A 16,716-nucleotide genomic window follows, 5' to 3' on the forward strand; every position below is an offset into this window, starting at 1 on the left:
CATCGAAAGTGAATCTGCGGATTTATTGCAAATGCGACAGGATCATCTGTAAAGCATGATCGCGGGCGGCCATGCGGACCTGTGATCGTCCCAAGGCGCCGAATTCGACGGTTTCTATTTCTGTGGTCCCCGTGACCTCATCAAACAGCCCAAAACAGACGCGTCCTTCGGGCTTGTGGTCCGACCCGCCGGGGCCTGCAATGCCAGTGATCGACACGGCCAGATTGGCCTGCGAGGCGGCAACGGCGCCGCAGGCCATCTCATGCGCTACTTGTTCAGACACGGCGCCAAATTTGGTCAGGCTGGACTTGGTGACGCCAAGCATTCGCTGCTTGGCGGAATTGGCATAGGTCACGAACCCGCAGATCACCACATCCGAACTGCCCGCGATATCCGTCAACGCGGCACTGACCATGCCACCTGTGCAGCTTTCGGCCGTTGCGATGGTGCGGCCCGCAGCGCGTGCGCTATCCAAAACGCGGGCTGCAAGATCAGAGGCCATCAGATCAGAAGCCATGGGCGATCCCCGCGAAGGCCAGAACCACACATGCGGCCAGCACACCTGCAATCACATCATCCAGCATCACCCCTGTGGGGCCATGCAGCCTATCGGCCCATCCCACGGGTCCGGGCTTCCAAATGTCAAACAGGCGAAAGGCGACAAAGGCGGTAATCCATCCCGGCCAAAGGGCAAGCACATCTGTGCCAGCGGCTGTCGCGCCAATCATCACGGGCAAAAGGGCAATCCACTGGCCCACCACCTCGTCGATCACAATTTCCGAAGGGTCATGATTGTCGTGGCCTTGGGTCATCCATTTGGTCGCCAGATACCCTTTGATATAGGTTGCGGGAATGGCCAGCACGAACAACCACAGCCCCCCGATGGCGTAGAGCGCCCAAGCAAAGGGAAGGGCGGCCAGCGATCCCCAGGTGCCAGAGGCTGGACGCAGATACCCTGTGTAGAAAAAGGTTGCGGTGATGCGGGCCCAGTGCTGTTTCATGGTTTGACCAGCGTCACGGTCGCAATAGAGGCGATCCCTTCGCCGCGCCCTGTAAACCCAAGCTGTTCGGAGGTGGTGGCCTTTACGCTTATACGGTCAGCCTCCAGACCCATCAGGCGGGCCATTTCCTGTTTCATTTCAATGGCATGCGGGCCGATCTTGGGAAATTCACAGACCAGCGTGCAATCGGCATTGCTGATGCGAAACCCGCGCTCGGTGGCACGGGCGACGGCGTGGCGCAAAAAGATTTCAGACGCAGCCCCTTTCCATTGCGGATCACTGGGCGGGAAGTGCTGACCAATATCGCCGTCCCCAAGCGCGCCATAGATCGCATCTGTAACCGCATGCATGCCGACGTCAGCATCCGAATGGCCCTGAAGCCCGCGCGAAAACGGGATTTTCACGCCGCATAGAATGACGTGATCGCCCGTGCCGAACCGGTGCACGTCATAGCCATTGCCAAGCCGAATATCCATGCTGCTGTGTCCTTGTGTTTGTCGTGTCTTGAGGATGGTTTGTGCGCGCGCGAAATCGGGCGGCGTTGTGACTTTGATGTTATCTTCATCGCCTGCGATAATGTGAACGCGGTGGCCCGCGGCGCGGGCCAGTTCTACATCATCAGCGGCAGGCGTTTCGCGATTTGCCTGCGCGTGGGCGGCTTGAATAAGGGGCAGGGCAAAGCATTGGGGGGTTTGCGCGCGCACCAATGCGCTGCGGTCCTGAACGCCTGTGACTGTGGATCCATCGGCAATCCAAAGGGCATCCGTAACGGCCACGCCGGGGGCCACGGCGTCGTGGGTGTGCAGGGCTTGGACCAGATCGGAAATAAGCGGCTGCGAGATACAGGGCCGCGCGACATCGTGGATCATGACATGCGTGATCTCAGTTGGATCAAGGGCGGCCAAACCGCAGGCGACCGATGCATCGCGCGTGGCGCCGCCTGTCACGCAGGTCAGCCCATCGCGGTCCAGCCCTACGATGTCGCGTGCGATGTCGTCAGGGTGCATCACCAAAACGATCTGGGCAACATCAGCAGAGGCGCGAAACGCATCAATGGTCCAGGCGGCAATCGGGCGTCCGTTCAGGGCTTGCCATTGCTTGGGCAGATCGCCCCCTGCGCGGGTGCCGCGGCCTGCGGCAACAATAACGGCAGCAATGCGCATCTGGGTCAGTCCTTCGCAGTGGGTCTTGGCGACCTGTCTAACATTGTCGACGTGATTGGCAATCCACCCAAGGGTGTGATTAAAAATTAGGCAAACGCAATAATTCGGCTAAAAATAATGCACACTTTCATTCCATGTAGGCTATGATTGCGTTAACTGAACAAAAGAACTGCTGTGCTGCCTAAGGATTGTGCCTTTGACAACTGATCCGCTTGCTCTTGACCCTCCGGTGCTTTTGGCGCCGCTGGCGGGCATCACAGATCTGCCGTTTCGCACGCTGGTTGCATCGTTTGGGGCAGGCCGCGTGGTCAGCGAAATGGTGGCAAGTGGCGAGCTTTTGACGGCCCGCCCAGGCACCCGCGAAAAGGCCGAACTGGGGGCAGAGCTTGCCAACACAGCTGTGCAACTGTCGGGCCGTGATGCCGATGCGATGTCGGAAGCGGCCAAACTGGTGGCAGACATGGGCGCACGTGTGATCGACATCAACATGGGCTGCCCCGCCAAGAAAGTGACCAGTGGGTATTCCGGTTCAGCACTCATGCGGGATCTGGATCATGCGTTGACGTTGATTGATGCGGTGGTGGCTGCCGTTGACGTGCCTGTCACGCTCAAGACACGTCTTGGGTGGGACGACACGTTGCTGAATGCCCCAAGCCTTGCAATGCGGGCCGAAGGTGCGGGCATTCAGCAGATCGTGATCCACGGACGCACACGTTGCCAGTTTTACAAAGGACACGCGGATTGGGCCGCCATCGCTGCAGTGAAAGAGGCGGTTGCCATCCCCGTTATCGCAAATGGCGATATTGTCGATGCAGGCAGCGCACGGGACGCGATGCATGCATCGGGTGCCGCGGGTGTGATGATCGGACGGGGCGCGCAGGGCCGTCCCTGGATCCTTGCGCAGATCGCATCCGAACTTTTTGACTATGCCGCACCAAGCGTCCCCAAAGGCCATGACTTGGTGCAGATGATCGGGGATCACTACGCCTCTATGCTATCGTTTTATGGCAAAGACCTTGGTGGGCGCGTGGCACGTAAACATTTGGGCTGGTATATGGACGCGGCAAACACACCGCAGACGCTGCGCCGTGAGGTCTTGACGGCCGCAGCTGATGGTGTGCCGCCGCTTTTGCCCTTGGCTCTCCTGAATCACGCAGAGGTGGCAGCATGAGTGTTCATCCAACGCTTTGGGCCTCTTTGCCCGCGCCGATGCTTTTGGTTGATGCCAACGATATTATTCTGGACGCAAACCCGGCGGCGGAGGGATTTTTGAACCTGTCGCTTAAATCCATGGTGGGCCAGCCGATTTGGGACAAGGTCATGGTCAATGCACCATTGGAAGAGGCCTTTGCGCGCGCCCGCCAAGGGCAATCAAGGCTTTTCGTTAACGAAGTGCAGATCGGCAGTGGCGAACGGGCACCGACCCTGTGCAACCTTCAGATTGCGCCGCTTCAGGAAAGTGATGCGCAGATGCTGTTTGTGATTTCGCCACGCGAACTGTCGACGCGCTTTGAAGGGGGGCAGACGACAAAGACCGCGGCCCGATCTGCCATCGGGATGGCAGAAATGCTGGCCCATGAAATCAAGAACCCGCTGGCCGGCATCACTGGGGCGGCACAACTGCTGTCGATGAACCTGAGCAATGGCGACCTTGAAATGACCGACTTGATCGTTGAAGAAAGCCGCCGCATCGTCAAGCTGCTGGAACAGGTTGAAATGTTTGGCAACCTTCAACCGCCCGAGCAAAAACCGGTTAACATCCACGATGTTCTGGACCGCGCCCGCAAATCCGCGCTTGTTGGCTTTGGCGCACATATGAACGTTCTCGAGGACTATGATCCATCGCTGCCCCCCACTTTGGGGGACGCCGATCAGCTATTGCAGGTCGCACTAAACCTTCTGAAAAACGCGTCCGAAGCCGCCGATAAAACGGGCGGCACGATCCGTATTCGCACCTATTATGACATGGCGCTGCGTTTGCGGCGCACGGACGGCACCAGCGCCAAAGTGCCGCTTCAAATCGAGATTATCGATGACGGACCGGGCGTGCCCCCTGATCTGGCTGAAGACCTGTTTGAGCCATTTGTATCGGGCAAGGAAAATGGCACGGGGCTTGGTTTGGCGTTGGTGTCCAAAATTATCAATGATCATAACGGTTGGCTACATGTGGAAAGTGTGCCCGGCCATACGGTTTTTCGCATTTCGTTGCCGATCGCGCACGACGCGCCTGACGCTTAGACAAGAGGTATACACATGGATGGCACGGTTCTGGTCGCCGATGATGACCGCACAATTCGCACGGTTTTGACCCAAGCGTTGACCCGCGCGGGATGTAAGGTGCATGCGACATCAAGTATGGTGACGTTGATGCGGTGGGTCGAAGAGGGCAAGGGCGATCTGGTGATTTCGGATGTTATCATGCCCGATGGGAACGGGCTTGAGGCGTTGCCGCTGATTTCGGAAAAGCGCCCGGGGCTGCCTGTTATCGTGATCTCGGCCCAAAATACCATCATGACGGCCATCCAGGCCAATGAGGCCGAGGCCTATGACTATTTGCCCAAGCCCTTTGATCTGCCCGATTTGATGAAGCGGTCGGCCAAGGCGTTGGATATGAAGCGCCGTGCGCCTGCACCGCGTGACGCTGATGCCCAGGACAACGAGGATGACTTGCCGCTTGTGGGGCGCACTGTGGCGATGCAGGCGCTTTACCGTTTGATTGCACGTGTCATGAACACGGATCTGTCGGTGATGATCCTTGGCGAAAGCGGGACAGGCAAAACGCTGATTGCACGCGCCATCCATGATTTTTCCGATCGCCGTGCCTTGCCCTTTGTTGTAGCCAGCGAACGCGATTTGGAAGGGATGGACGGCCCCTCTGCGGTGCTGTCGCGCGTGCGTGGCGGCACACTTGTTTTTGACGAGGTCGGGGATTTCAGTGCAGATGCACAAGCGCGCATCGTGCGCATGCTGGATGGATTGCCAGACCCCGCACCGCGGATCATGGCCACATCGCAGACAGGCCTTGAGGCACAGATGGAACGCGGCGCGTTTCGCGAAGATCTGTTTTACCGGTTGAGCGGTGTGACAGCGTCGATGCCGCCATTGCGTGAACGCGTCGAGGATATCGATTTGCTGGCCGATCACTTCCTTGCCCGCGCGGACCGTGATGGTCTTGGGCTCAAACGTTTTGCGGAACCGGCCATCGAACTGATGCGCAACTACAGCTGGCCCGGGAACGTGCGCCAGTTCGAAAACGCGGTGCGCCGTTTGGTTGTGACGGTTGCCGAAGAAGAGATCAGCCGCGCACAGGTCGAACTGATGCTTGGCAACCAACCTGCTGTCGATACCAGCCTGTCAAATACCGAAAGCGAACGCCTGTCGGCCAGTGTCTACAAACACCTGCGTCGGTATTTTGATTTGCACGGCGGTGCCTTGCCGCCAGATGGGCTTTATGCGCGAATCCTGCGCGAGATTGAGGTGCCACTCATCGAAATTTCGCTTGATGCGACGGGCGGAAATCAGGCGAAATGCGCTGATTTACTTGGAATTAACCGCAATACCCTCCGAAAGAAGATCGGAGATTTGGATATAGAGGTGACACGCCGCCGCAAATTGATGTAAAACCGCAACATAACCGTGACCAATGCGCCGCAGTCATCTGCTGGCGTGATTCAGGATCACAAAATATGGCGGCGGGTCTTGGCGGACCCACAACACAGCGGGGCGGCAACGCGCGTGAGCATACGGGCCGAACGTCAGTTTTGGGAGCGTTTCAGCCGTTTTCGGCGGCGCAAACAGGTGCGCAGCAGCGCAACCATCGGTCTGGTGGTGTTGGGCCCTGTTTTGGCGCTGGCGACGTTCCTTGTTCTGGGGCCTTTTGAAACCCGCGCTGATGGGCCTGCGCTTCGGCTGATTCTGTTGGCCGACCTTGTGTATATCCTTGTTGTTGCCGCCCTTGTGATGCAGCGGGTGGCCCAAATGGTTGCTGCGCGTCGCGCGAAATCGGCAGGATCACGGCTGCACCTGCGTCTGACAGGGGTGTTTGCACTTGTGGCGCTGATCCCAACGGTGCTGGTGGCGATTTTCGCGGGCATCACAGTAAACGTGGGGCTTGAGGGGTGGTTTTCAGACCGTGTGAAACAGGTGGTGGGCGCGTCACTTACCGCTGCCGAAGCCTACGAGAGTGAACACCGTAACAATCTGGCACGCGATGCGATTATCTTGTCGGGATATTTCAATATTGCGCGCGACGGGTCGATCTATGCCGCTGACAACGAATTGCGCACGATCCTTGAACAGGTACAGCCCAATATCCAAACCCCGCTGAAAGAGGCGTATATCATAGACGGCGCAGGCGATATTCGTGCACGCGGCGAACGCAGCTATCTGTTTGACTATGAACAGCCCACAGCCGCGCAAATCGCGCAGGCCCGCGACCAACGGCTTTTGATCATCGAGGATTGGGACAACAGCGAATTTCGCGCTTTGGTGCCGCTTGAGGCCTATGTGGATCGTCTGCTTTATATCAGCCGGTCGGTGGATGGTCAGATCCTGAACCTGCTTGATGAAACCCAAGAGACAGCGCAGTTCTATCAGCAGCTTGAGCGGGATCGCGGACGGCTTCTGTTTGATTTTGGACTGTTGTATCTGGGCTTTGCGGTGATGCTGATTTTGGCGTCAATCTGGCTTGGTCTGTGGTTTGCAGAACGCCTGTCGCGCCCCGTGGGGCGTTTGGCGGGGGCTGCGCGGCGTGTCGGAATGGGTGATCTGGATGTCAGAGTGCCCGAAGAGAGCGGCGATGACGAGATTGCCATGCTTGGCCGCTACTTCAACCAGATGACCAAACAGTTGAAGGGGCAGCGTAACACGTTGCTGGACAACACGCGGCAAATCGAGCGGCGGCGCAGGCTGTTTGATTCCGTTTTGACATCGGTGACTTCAGGCGTTGTGGGTCTGGACGCCGAGGGGCGTGTATCGTTTGTGAATAAATCGGCTGAGCGTTTGCTGGATATTGACCCTGATTTGGAAGCGCGCCCGATTGGTCTTGCTGTGCCGGAATTCGGTGATCTTTTTGGACAGCTAAAAGACAGCAAAAGCAATGCATTGCAAGGCGAAGTTAAAGTAACGCGCAACGGTAAAACCGAGAACCTTCTGGTCCGTATGGCGCCACGTTTGGGGGATACGGGGCCAGAGGGATATGTGGTTGCCTTTGACGATGTGACCGATCTTGTCTCAGCGCAACGCATGGCCGCTTGGGGTGATGTTGCGCGGCGCATTGCGCATGAAATCAAGAACCCGCTGACGCCGATACAACTGAGCGCAGAGCGGATTAAACGTAAGTTCGGCAAAGAGGTGGCACACCCCGACGACCTTAAGCAGATGACGGATGTTATCGTGCGCCAAACCAATGACTTACGGCGCATTGTTGATGAGTTTTCCAAGTTCGCGCGCATGCCTGAACCCGAGCGTCGTAGTCAAAACCTGACCGAGTTGGTCAGTGACGCGGTTGTGTTGCAGGACACAGGGTCAGCCACGCTGAAAAGCGACTTGCCCGACATGGCGCTGATTGCTGATTTGGACGCAACAATGATCAGTCAGGCGCTGAACAACCTGATCAAAAACGCAGGCGAAGCGATTGAAAGCCGTGCCGAAACACAGGCCGACGGCGCCCATGCACCCGAGATACGGGTGCGCCTGTTGCAAGAGGGTGATTGGGGCATTGTCGAGATCGAGGATAACGGCATCGGGCTGCCCGCCGACCGTGCCAAGCTGTTTGAGCCCTATGTGACAACTCGCGAGAAGGGCACAGGCCTTGGTCTGCCCATCGTGAAAAAGATCATCGAAGAACATGGCGGCACATTAGAGCTGACGGATGCAAGCATCTTCGAAGGCAACGACCATGCAGGAGCAAAGGCCGTCATCAGGCTGCCTTTGACCACCGCCAAGTTAGAAACAACCAATCCAAAAAAAGTAGCTATTTGAGGGTGTTATGAGCCATATTCTGATTACCGACGATGAACGTGATATCCGCGAATTGATCGGCGACATTCTGAAAGACGAGGGCTTTGCGGTCAAACTGGCGGGAAATTCATCCGAATGTATGGCCGCGATCGAGGCAGAGGTGCCTTCGCTGATGATCCTCGATATCTGGCTCAAAGACAGCGATATGGACGGGATTGACATCCTCAAGGCGGTTAAGAAAAACCACCCTAATGTTCCGATTGTGATCATCTCGGGTCACGGGAATATCGAGATCGCTGTCGCAGCAATCAAACAGGGTGCCTATGATTTCATTGAAAAACCCTTCAACATAGACCAGCTGATGGTGGTGATCGGGCGGGCCATGGAAACAAGCCGCCTGCGCCATGAAAACACGGCCCTTAAGCGCAAGGACGCCCCGACAGCCGAGATGATCGGATCAAGCGCGACCTTCAAGGCGTTGAAATTGCAGCTGGAAAAAGTGACCAATTCGAACGGTCGTGTCATGCTGACGGGACCCGCAGGCGCAGGCAAAGACGTAGCTGCACGGTTCATTCATACCCATTCGGCGCGCGCGTCGGCCCCTTTCGTCACCGTCAACTCGGCAGGTATCGCGCCCGAGCGGATGGAAGATGTTCTGTTTGGTCGCGAGACGGACAAGGGCGTGGAAACAGGGCTACTGGAACAGGCCAGCGGCGGTGTCATTTATTTTGATGAGGTCGCGGATATGCCTTTGGGGACCCAGTCCAAGATTTTGCGTGTTCTGGTGGACCAGCAATTTGTGCGCGTGGGGGGGAACGACAAGATCAAGGTGGATCTGCGTGTCATTTCATCCACCAGCCGCGATTTGCAGGCCGCGATCGAGAAAGGCACCTTCCGCGAAGAGTTGTATCACCGCCTGAATGTCGTTCCGATCCATGTGCCGGGTCTGGACGAACGGCGCGAGGATGTTCCCGTTCTGGCGCGTCATTTCATTCAGGAGTTCCACACCAGCCAAGGGTTGCCCTTGCGCGATATTTCCGAAGAAGCCGAAGCCTTGCTGCAAACGATGCTGTGGCCGGGCAATGTGCGGCAGCTCAAGAATATGATGGAGCGGGTGCTGATCCTTGGGGACGGGACAGGTCCGATCGAAGCGGCAGACCTACCGACAGGCGAGGGCGCGGATGCAGAAGACGGGCGTATCGTGTTGTCTGGGGGCTTGGCCACACTGCCATTGCGCGAGGCGCGTGAATTGTTTGAGCGTGAATATCTGTTGACCCAGATTAACAGGTTTGGCGGAAACATCAGTCGCACCGCGGCATTTGTAGGGATGGAACGGTCTGCGCTGCATCGCAAACTCAAGTCGCTTGGTGTGGTGACCAGCAACCGCGCAGGCGGGCGCGTGGCCTATATCGAAGAAACCCAAGAGTAAGCTTTGTTGACGCGCTGCACCCCACGTGGCACCCATGACATCTGACAATCAAAGGTCCCGAAAATGAAGGTCATTATTTGTGGCGCAGGCCAAGTGGGCTGGCAGATTGCCCGCCATTTGGCCAACGAAGACAACGATGTCACCGTTGTTGACAACAATGCCGAATTGGTGCGCCGCGCGACAGAAACACTGGATGTTCAGGGCATTGCAGGTTTTGCAAGCTATCCCGATATTCTGGACCGCGCCGGTGCCAATGATGCCGATATGATCATTGCCGCGACACATTCTGACGAGGTCAATATGGTGACCTGTCAGGTGGCCCATTCAGTCTTTGCGGTGCCACGCAAGATCGCGCGCTTGCGCAGCCAGTCCTATCTGGATGCGATTTATGCGGATCTTTACCGCCGCGATCACCTGCCGATTGATGTGGTCATCAGCCCCGAAAAAGAAGTGGCGGCGGCCGCGCTGCAACGCCTGTCCAGCCCATCAGCCTTTGATACCGAATTCTTTTTGGACAACAAAGCGCAGCTTTTGGGGATCACAATTGATGATGATTGCCCTGTGGTGAACACGCCGCTGCGCCAGTTGACCGATCTCTTTTCGACCCTTCGGGCATTGGTTGTGGGCATTCGTCGCGATGGGGTTTTGTTTGCCCCTGAAGCGGGGGATCAGCTGTTTCCCGGTGACGCCTGTTATCTTTTTACCGACGTTGCAGATGTTGCGCGCACGATGGAGATTTTTGGCAAGACCGCCCGCAAGCAAGAGCGCGTGGTTCTGATCGGCGGTGGTAATGTTGGCCTGACGGTTGCGAAAGCGCTGGAGGATCAGCCGGATCGCATCCGCGCCAAGGTCATCGAAAAGAACCGCAAATGCGCCGAACATGCCGCCGACATTTTGGAAAAGACGATTGTTTTGCACGGCGACGGGCTGGACCGCAATCTGTTGCGCGAGGCAAATATCGACCGTGCCGATGCGGTGTTGTGCGTCACAGATGATGATAAGACAAACATTCTGGCCGCTGTGCGGGCCAAGGCAAATGGCTGTCCGATGGCGATTTGTTTGATCAACGATCCCACGCTTGTGCCGCTTTTGAAACCGCTGGACATTGACGCCTATATCAATCCGCGTGCCACAACGGTGAGTTCGATTTTGCGCCATATCCGTCAGGGCCTGGTGCGCGGCGTGTATTCGATTGGCGACGCTGAGGCCGAGATGATCGAGGCGCAGGTTTTGTCGACCAGCCAGCTTGCAGGCAAACGCATCCGTGATGTGGATTTCCCCGAAGGCGTGTTGGTTGCAGGGCTTTTGAAGCAGGGCAAGATGATCCGACCCACAGGCAGCACGCGCGTTGACGAAGGGGATGTTATCGCGCTCTTTTCGATGACTGGCGATGTGCCCGAGGTGGAACGCCTGCTGCAAGTATCGGTCGATTTCTTCTGATGTTGGCACGGTTAGAGAGCTTTCCGCTCTTTGTGGTGCTGCTTGGGGTTGCGGCTGTGTCGATGTTGGCCCCGGCTGTGATTGGCTATATCTCGCGCGACCTTTTTGAAGCGCGTGTCTTTTTCTATCTTGCGATTTTGCTCAGCTTTTTGACCGCGATGATCGGCCTGGCGGCGCGCAAAAAAGGGCAGGGGATCAGCGCACGCGCACAGCTTTTGACCCTACTTGCCGCATATGCTTTGCTGCCAGTGGTGTTTGCCGTCCCGTTTTATGAGGCACTGCGCACAACCACCTTTGTCAATGCGTATTTCGAAATGGTGTCGGCCTTTACAACAACGGGTGCTACGGTCTTTGACGTGCCCGAACGTCTGTCAGCGCCGCTGCATCTGTGGTGTGCACAGGTGGCGTGGATGGGGGGGCTTTTCATCTGGATCACGGCGATTGCGGTTCTTTCGCCCATGAACCTTGGTGGGTTCGAGGTATCCAACACGCAAGAAGCTGCGCAGCGGGCTGCAAATCTGTCACAGTTTTCTAAAAGCACGGCGCCTGCGAAACGTCTGGCACGGCACGCGGTGCAACTGACCCCGATCTACGTGGGCCTAACCGCGGTAATGGCGCTGATCCTGATACTGGCAGGCGATACCCCATTGGTGGCGGTGACCCATGCAATGGGGGTAATCTCGACCAGCGGTATTTCAGCGGTGGGAGGTGTTGAAAACGCAAACAGCGGGTTTGTCGGTGAATTTGTGTTGCTGTTGTTTATGGTGTTTGCCCTGTCGCGTCTGACGTTTTCCAATGATTTTCGGGCGCGCAACGGGGCAGGGCTCATGCAGGACCCAGAAATGCGTTTGGCTGCTGTTGTCATTATCGCAATACCGGTGGTGCTGTTTTTGCGCCATTGGTTTGGTGCATTTGAAGTGAATTCGGAAGAAAACTTTGCAGCAGCGGTTCGCGCAATTTGGGGCAGTGTGTTCACCGTGGTCTCTTTTCTGACGACAACGGGCTATGAAAGCAGCGGTTGGTCGAGTGCCCAGAACTGGTCTGGCCTATCATCGCCCGGGTTGATCCTGATGGGGTTGGCTTTGCTTGGTGGCGGTGTTGCGACCACGGCAGGCGGGGTCAAATTGCTGCGCGTCTATGCGCTTTATAAACATGGCCTGCGCGAGATGACCCGCCTTGTGCATCCCAACTCCGTCAGTGGTGCGGCGGGTGGCGCGCGTCATATTCGGCGTGAAGGGGCGTTCATTGCATGGATATTTTTCATGCTTTTTGCGCTGTCGCTGGCGTTTATCATGCTTGCACTGTCGTGGTCTGGACTGACCTTTGAAACATCCATGGCGCTGTCTGTTGCGGCGCTGTCCACCACTGGGCCTTTGGCGAATGTCGCAACGGATGCGCCAATTGCCTATTCGGGCTTGCCAAATACGGCGAAAATGATCCTGTCGGCCGCTATGGTTTTGGGGCGGCTGGAAACCTTGGCCATCATTGCCCTGTTGAACCCCGAGTTCTGGCGCAGCTAGCTGCGTCATGCCGCAGCTGCACAATTTGCCGCCAACCCCGATATTTGGGGTGGAAGTTTCCCAAATGTCGCTACATAGTCACGCCTAACGAGGGACCACGCCGATGCGCGGCGGCTATCCGACAACAAAGGTAAGAAAAATGGCTGATAAGCAGAACCTTCAAGACGCATTCCTGAACCACGTTCGCAAGACCAAAGTGCCCGTGACGATCTTTTTGATCAACGGTGTCAAACTTCAGGGTGTCATCACGTGGTTTGACAATTTTTGTGTTCTGCTGCGCCGCGACGGACAATCACAGCTTGTGTATAAGCATGCGATTTCCACGATCATGCCGTCGACGCCGATCAGCCTTTATGACGGTGAAGAAGCCTGACCATCGATCTGACAGACCTGCCCGCGATGCGCGCGTGGGTCCTCCATCCCGATATAAAATCTGACCAATACAGGCGCGATGCGGTGAACGCTCTGGCCGAAGCCATCGCCTTGGGCGAGGCTTTGCCAGATCTTGATGTGCAAGGGGGCACAGTGGTGCCATTGCCACGGGTGCATCCCGGTATGCTGTTTGGCAAAGGCAAAATTGCCGAACTGAGGGCGCAGTTCAAGGCCGAGGACATCGGACTGGTGTTGATTGACGGGCCGGTCACGCCCGTCCAGCAACGCAACCTGGAAAAAGAATGGGGTCTCAAGATCCTCGACCGCACGGGCCTGATCCTGGAAATCTTCAGTGATCGTGCCCGCACCCGCGAAGGGGTGCTTCAGGTGGAAATGGCCGCCCTGAGCTATCAACGCACCCGTCTGGTACGGGCGTGGACGCACCTTGAACGTCAGCGCGGTGGACTTGGTTTTGTTGGTGGTCCCGGCGAAACCCAGATCGAGGCGGACCGCCGCGCCATTGATGACCAACTTGCGCGTCTGCGCAAACAGCTGTCCAAGGTGGTCAAAACCCGCGAGTTGCACCGCGCGGCCCGCGCCAAGGTGCCGTTTCCGGTGGTCGCTTTGGTGGGCTATACCAACGCGGGCAAATCAACGCTGTTTAACCGCGTCACAGGTGCAGATGTGATGGCAAAAGATATGTTGTTCGCAACGCTTGACCCCACGATGCGGCGCTTGGAAATCGAAGACGGCCCCGAAGTGATCTTGTCTGACACGGTCGGGTTTATCAGTGATCTGCCAACGCAGCTTGTGGCAGCGTTCCGCGCCACACTGGAAGAGGTTTTGGACGCGGACCTGATCCTGCATGTCCGCGATATCAGCCACGCGGAAACCGAAGAACAGGCCAAAGACGTCATGGCGATCCTTGCTGATTTGGGCGTTGCCGAAACCGCGCCGATGCTTGAGGTCTGGAACAAGGCCGACTTGCTGGATGAAGCAGGCCACGACGCGGCCATCGCACAAGCGCAGCGTTCAGACACCTTGCACGTCGTTTCGGCCATCACGGGCGAGGGCGTGGCAGCATTGCTGGACGCCATCACATCGACGCTGGAACCCGACCGCCTGCGCGAAACGATTACGGTGCCCTACACAGACGGCAAATCCCGCGCCTGGCTGTTCGAAGAAGGCGTGATCGAAGACGAAAGCGCAGACGAAAACGGATACCAGTTCACGGTAAGCTGGACGGCGCGGCAAGCCAAACAGTTCCGTTCGCTCTGATCGGTTATTGAGGCGACAAAACGGTGATGCCCGTGGCACCCGCGCGCGCCAGATCGATATCCAGTGACATCGGAATATATTCGCCCCGACGCCACAAAACGCCCAAGTCGTCATAATATCGCGACAGCGGATGCCCTGACTGTCCGGTTGCGATGATAAAGACAGAGCTGTCGGGATCGGCGAAATCATAGACCCCGCGATATCCCGCAGCATGGACATTCAAAAACGGGTTCGGTCCGTCGCCTTTGGTCCGTCCGCGCATCAGCGTGTTGTCACCACCCGACGTGCTTTGACGGATGTTCACCAGATGACGCACCAACCGTGTATTTCCCAAAACGGCATGATCGTGGGTGGCTTGGTGTGCATCCCCCCATCGCAGGCTTTCCAACGCCGATCCATACCGTTCGTTGATCCACAAGATCGCATCATCAAGCGACTGGCGTGCAATATCGGTGCAGGTTTCAATGGGCGAGGATTGCAACACGTCACACCATGCCGAGGCCCCGTCGACGTTGCGGAAAACCCGTTCGATGAAAAGCGGATCGACATGTTTATATTCTTGCGCCAACGGACCCAATTCGTCACGGATCAGTCGATCCTGAAGCGCGCGCAACCAAGCCGCATAGATCAGCGGTTCTGGCAGATGTTCATTCATCTCGCCGTTCCAATCGGCCAGAAGTTGCAAGGCACGTTGGCGCTGGCGCTCTTGCGAGCCTTCAGGGGCCGCTTCACCTGTAAACCAAAGATCGGCACCGATAAGGGGTAGGATCGTGCGCGCGGTGATCGACACCGTATCAAGCTGTGCTTCGATAAAGCTGTCGCGCGTATGCACCTGACGGGATTGCATCAGACGCGCCCAACGATTGATGCGCTGCGTGTCGGCATAGATAAAGCTGACGTGTTCGGGAAAGGGTTGATCGGCCAGCTTGTTGTTGGTGTTGCCGATGATGCCACCCTCTGGATTGATCACAAGGGGGTTGGTGTCATAGGGCAGGCGGCCGTTCCAACGGTTTGTGGGTACCCAACCAGGGCTTGGCAGGCGGCCTTGGGTTTGGTGATTTAGATCACGCGCAGGCATCGCCCCGATGGTGCCAAGCCCGATGGTTTGCGCATCGGCCACCGTGAGGTTTTGGGCAGGCGCGATATAGCGTTCTGTCGCGCGGAAGGCTTCTTCGACCGATTTGGCGCGCATCAATTCCATGCCAGCTGATACTGTCGTGTCCGAAGGGGTCAGCGCCGTCCAACCAAGCGAGGTCACAAACCCGTCGCGCACCAATGTGCCAAGGTTGTAATGTTCGGGCGGCAGGACGGGGCCGTTGTCTGTCCAGCGCAGGGTCAGGGTGACGGCAGGTGCATCCTTGACCTCGATGATCGACTCGCGTGTGCGGAACGGTTTGAACCCCGTAGGCGTGCGGTATTCGTTTGGATTGTCGGGATTAAGCTGCTCAAAGAATACATCCTGATCGTCCGCGTAGGCGGTCGTCAGTCCCCATCCGATGTCGTTGCTGCGGCCCGTCAAAACCAGTGGAACACCCGGAATGGTGCCGCCGATGACGCCACCTGTCGAAAGCTCGATACGGGCCAAATACCAGATCGTCGGGGCTGTCAGGCCCAGATGGGGGTCATTGGCCAAAAGGCTACCGCCCGAGGCGGACCGCGTTTCGGCTGCGGCCCAAGCATTGGACGCACCTGCCAAACCGCGCTTTGGAAAGGGGGACAGGGGATCGTCGGGCATCGGGGTGCTGGCCGCGTAGCGCGCCAGACCGGGCATCAGGTCCGCATAAGGGGGCAGGGCGGCTGTGCCCTGGCCCGGTGCATCGGGTAGAATATCGGCCAAGCGTTCGGGGCTGATCAACAGGGATGTGCGTGCGCGAAGAACCTCGTCCTCAAGATGCGAGGATAATTGCAGCGCCATCAATTTGATCACGGCAAGGCTGTCGGCGGGCTGCCACGGTGCAATGCGATTTGAAAAGAGGAACAATTCGGGTGCGCCGCGCCCCAGTGCGTCCTGGTTCACCTGAAGCAATCGCGCGTTCACACCTGCGGCATAGGCTTCAAGGGCGGCGCGCGTTTGGGCGTCTTGCGCCTCAACCGAACGGACGGCCAGTGTATAAAGATCAAGGCGGCGCAAAACCTTGTCGATCTCTAAGGTGCGGGATCCAAACACCTCGGACAAGCGTCCCTGCGCTGTGCGGCGCTGCATGATCATTTGCCACAAGCGGTCTTGGGCGTGCGCATAGCCCAGTCCAAAGAACACATCTTCGTCGGTGGTGCCGACGATATGGGGGACGTTTGCGTTGTCGCGGATGATCTCAACAGGGGCGCTGATACCGTCAAGGGCGACTTCGGCGGAATAGTCAGGAAGCGACCGAGCGCCGAAATAGTAAACCATGGCGCCGGCAAAAAAGACCAGCGCAACCGCCGCTACAAAACCCCGAAAAAGCCACTTAAAAAGCTGCGCCATAAGACACCATCCAATTCACCTGCGTTGGTCTGTCAGGCAATGGCGCAAAAGCGGGGGGCAATGCAAGGGGGCGCACGACCGCGCCCCG

Annotated in this window: 13 protein-coding genes; 9 read left to right on the forward strand and 4 right to left on the reverse strand. The window is 57.4% G+C overall.

The window, feature by feature from the left end; translation table 11 throughout:
• Nucleotides 1-22: 22 nt before the first annotated feature.
• The 3 genes from L1065_RS00740 to L1065_RS00750 are packed head-to-tail and all read right to left on the reverse strand — an operon-like array spanning nucleotide 23 to nucleotide 2,164.
• A complete protein-coding gene (locus tag L1065_RS00740; protein ID WP_237093534.1) occupies nucleotides 23-517 on the reverse strand; it encodes a CinA family protein in 495 nt (164 codons plus the stop codon).
• A complete protein-coding gene (locus L1065_RS00745; RefSeq protein ID WP_237093535.1) occupies nucleotides 507-1,001 on the reverse strand; it encodes a phosphatidylglycerophosphatase A in 495 nt (164 codons plus the stop codon). The genes L1065_RS00740 and L1065_RS00745 overlap by 11 nt, the downstream gene beginning before the upstream one ends.
• The gene (locus L1065_RS00750) at nucleotides 998-2,164 is read right to left on the reverse strand and encodes a bifunctional 2-C-methyl-D-erythritol 4-phosphate cytidylyltransferase/2-C-methyl-D-erythritol 2,4-cyclodiphosphate synthase (RefSeq protein ID WP_237093536.1); all 1,167 of its coding nucleotides are present in this window, start codon (nucleotides 2,162-2,164) and stop codon (nucleotides 998-1,000) included. The genes L1065_RS00745 and L1065_RS00750 overlap by 4 nt, the downstream gene beginning before the upstream one ends.
• A 190-nt stretch (nucleotides 2,165-2,354) precedes the next feature.
• On the opposite strand from L1065_RS00750, the gene dusB reads away from it, so the two are divergent.
• The 9 genes from dusB (at nucleotide 2,355) to hflX (ending at nucleotide 14,164) form a co-directional block, all read left to right on the forward strand.
• Nucleotides 2,355-3,335: a tRNA dihydrouridine synthase DusB gene (gene dusB, locus L1065_RS00755; protein ID WP_370641117.1), complete on the forward strand. Its 981-nt coding sequence runs from the start codon at nucleotides 2,355-2,357 to the stop codon at nucleotides 3,333-3,335.
• Entirely contained in the window at nucleotides 3,332-4,402 is a 1,071-nt protein-coding gene (locus tag L1065_RS00760) for a nitrogen regulation protein NR(II) (protein ID WP_237093538.1), read from the forward strand. Before dusB ends, L1065_RS00760 begins: the two co-directional genes overlap by 4 nt.
• A 15-nt stretch (nucleotides 4,403-4,417) precedes the next feature.
• Entirely contained in the window at nucleotides 4,418-5,785 is a 1,368-nt protein-coding gene (locus L1065_RS00765; RefSeq protein WP_237093539.1) for a response regulator, read from the forward strand.
• 114 nt (nucleotides 5,786-5,899) lie between these two features.
• The gene (locus tag L1065_RS00770) at nucleotides 5,900-8,146 is read left to right on the forward strand and encodes an ATP-binding protein (protein ID WP_370641118.1); all 2,247 of its coding nucleotides are present in this window, start codon (nucleotides 5,900-5,902) and stop codon (nucleotides 8,144-8,146) included.
• A gap of 7 nt (nucleotides 8,147-8,153) precedes the next feature.
• Entirely contained in the window at nucleotides 8,154-9,554 is a 1,401-nt protein-coding gene (locus tag L1065_RS00775; protein WP_237093540.1) for a sigma-54 dependent transcriptional regulator, read from the forward strand.
• 63 nt (nucleotides 9,555-9,617) lie between these two features.
• On the forward strand, nucleotides 9,618-10,994 hold the full coding sequence (gene trkA / locus L1065_RS00780) for a Trk system potassium transporter TrkA (protein WP_237093541.1): 1,377 nt from the start codon (nucleotides 9,618-9,620) through the stop codon (nucleotides 10,992-10,994).
• Nucleotides 10,994-12,514, forward strand: coding sequence for a TrkH family potassium uptake protein (locus L1065_RS00785; protein ID WP_237093542.1), 1,521 nt, complete (start codon nucleotides 10,994-10,996; stop codon nucleotides 12,512-12,514). Before trkA ends, L1065_RS00785 begins: the two co-directional genes overlap by 1 nt.
• 139 nt (nucleotides 12,515-12,653) lie before the next feature.
• A complete protein-coding gene (gene hfq, locus L1065_RS00790) occupies nucleotides 12,654-12,887 on the forward strand; it encodes an RNA chaperone Hfq (protein WP_237093543.1) in 234 nt (77 codons plus the stop codon).
• 26 nt (nucleotides 12,888-12,913) lie between these two features.
• Nucleotides 12,914-14,164, forward strand: coding sequence for a GTPase HflX (hflX, locus tag L1065_RS00795; RefSeq protein ID WP_237093544.1), 1,251 nt, complete (start codon nucleotides 12,914-12,916; stop codon nucleotides 14,162-14,164).
• Between the two features lie 4 nt (nucleotides 14,165-14,168).
• On the opposite strand, the gene L1065_RS00800 is transcribed toward hflX, so the two are convergent.
• Complete coding sequence (locus L1065_RS00800) at nucleotides 14,169-16,628, reverse strand: penicillin acylase family protein (protein ID WP_237093545.1); 2,460 nt, start codon at nucleotides 16,626-16,628, stop codon at nucleotides 14,169-14,171.
• Nucleotides 16,629-16,716: the final 88 nt, after the last annotated feature.

Source organism: Nereida sp. MMG025 (assembly GCF_021654165.1).
Lineage (GTDB): Bacteria > Pseudomonadota > Alphaproteobacteria > Rhodobacterales > Rhodobacteraceae > Nereida.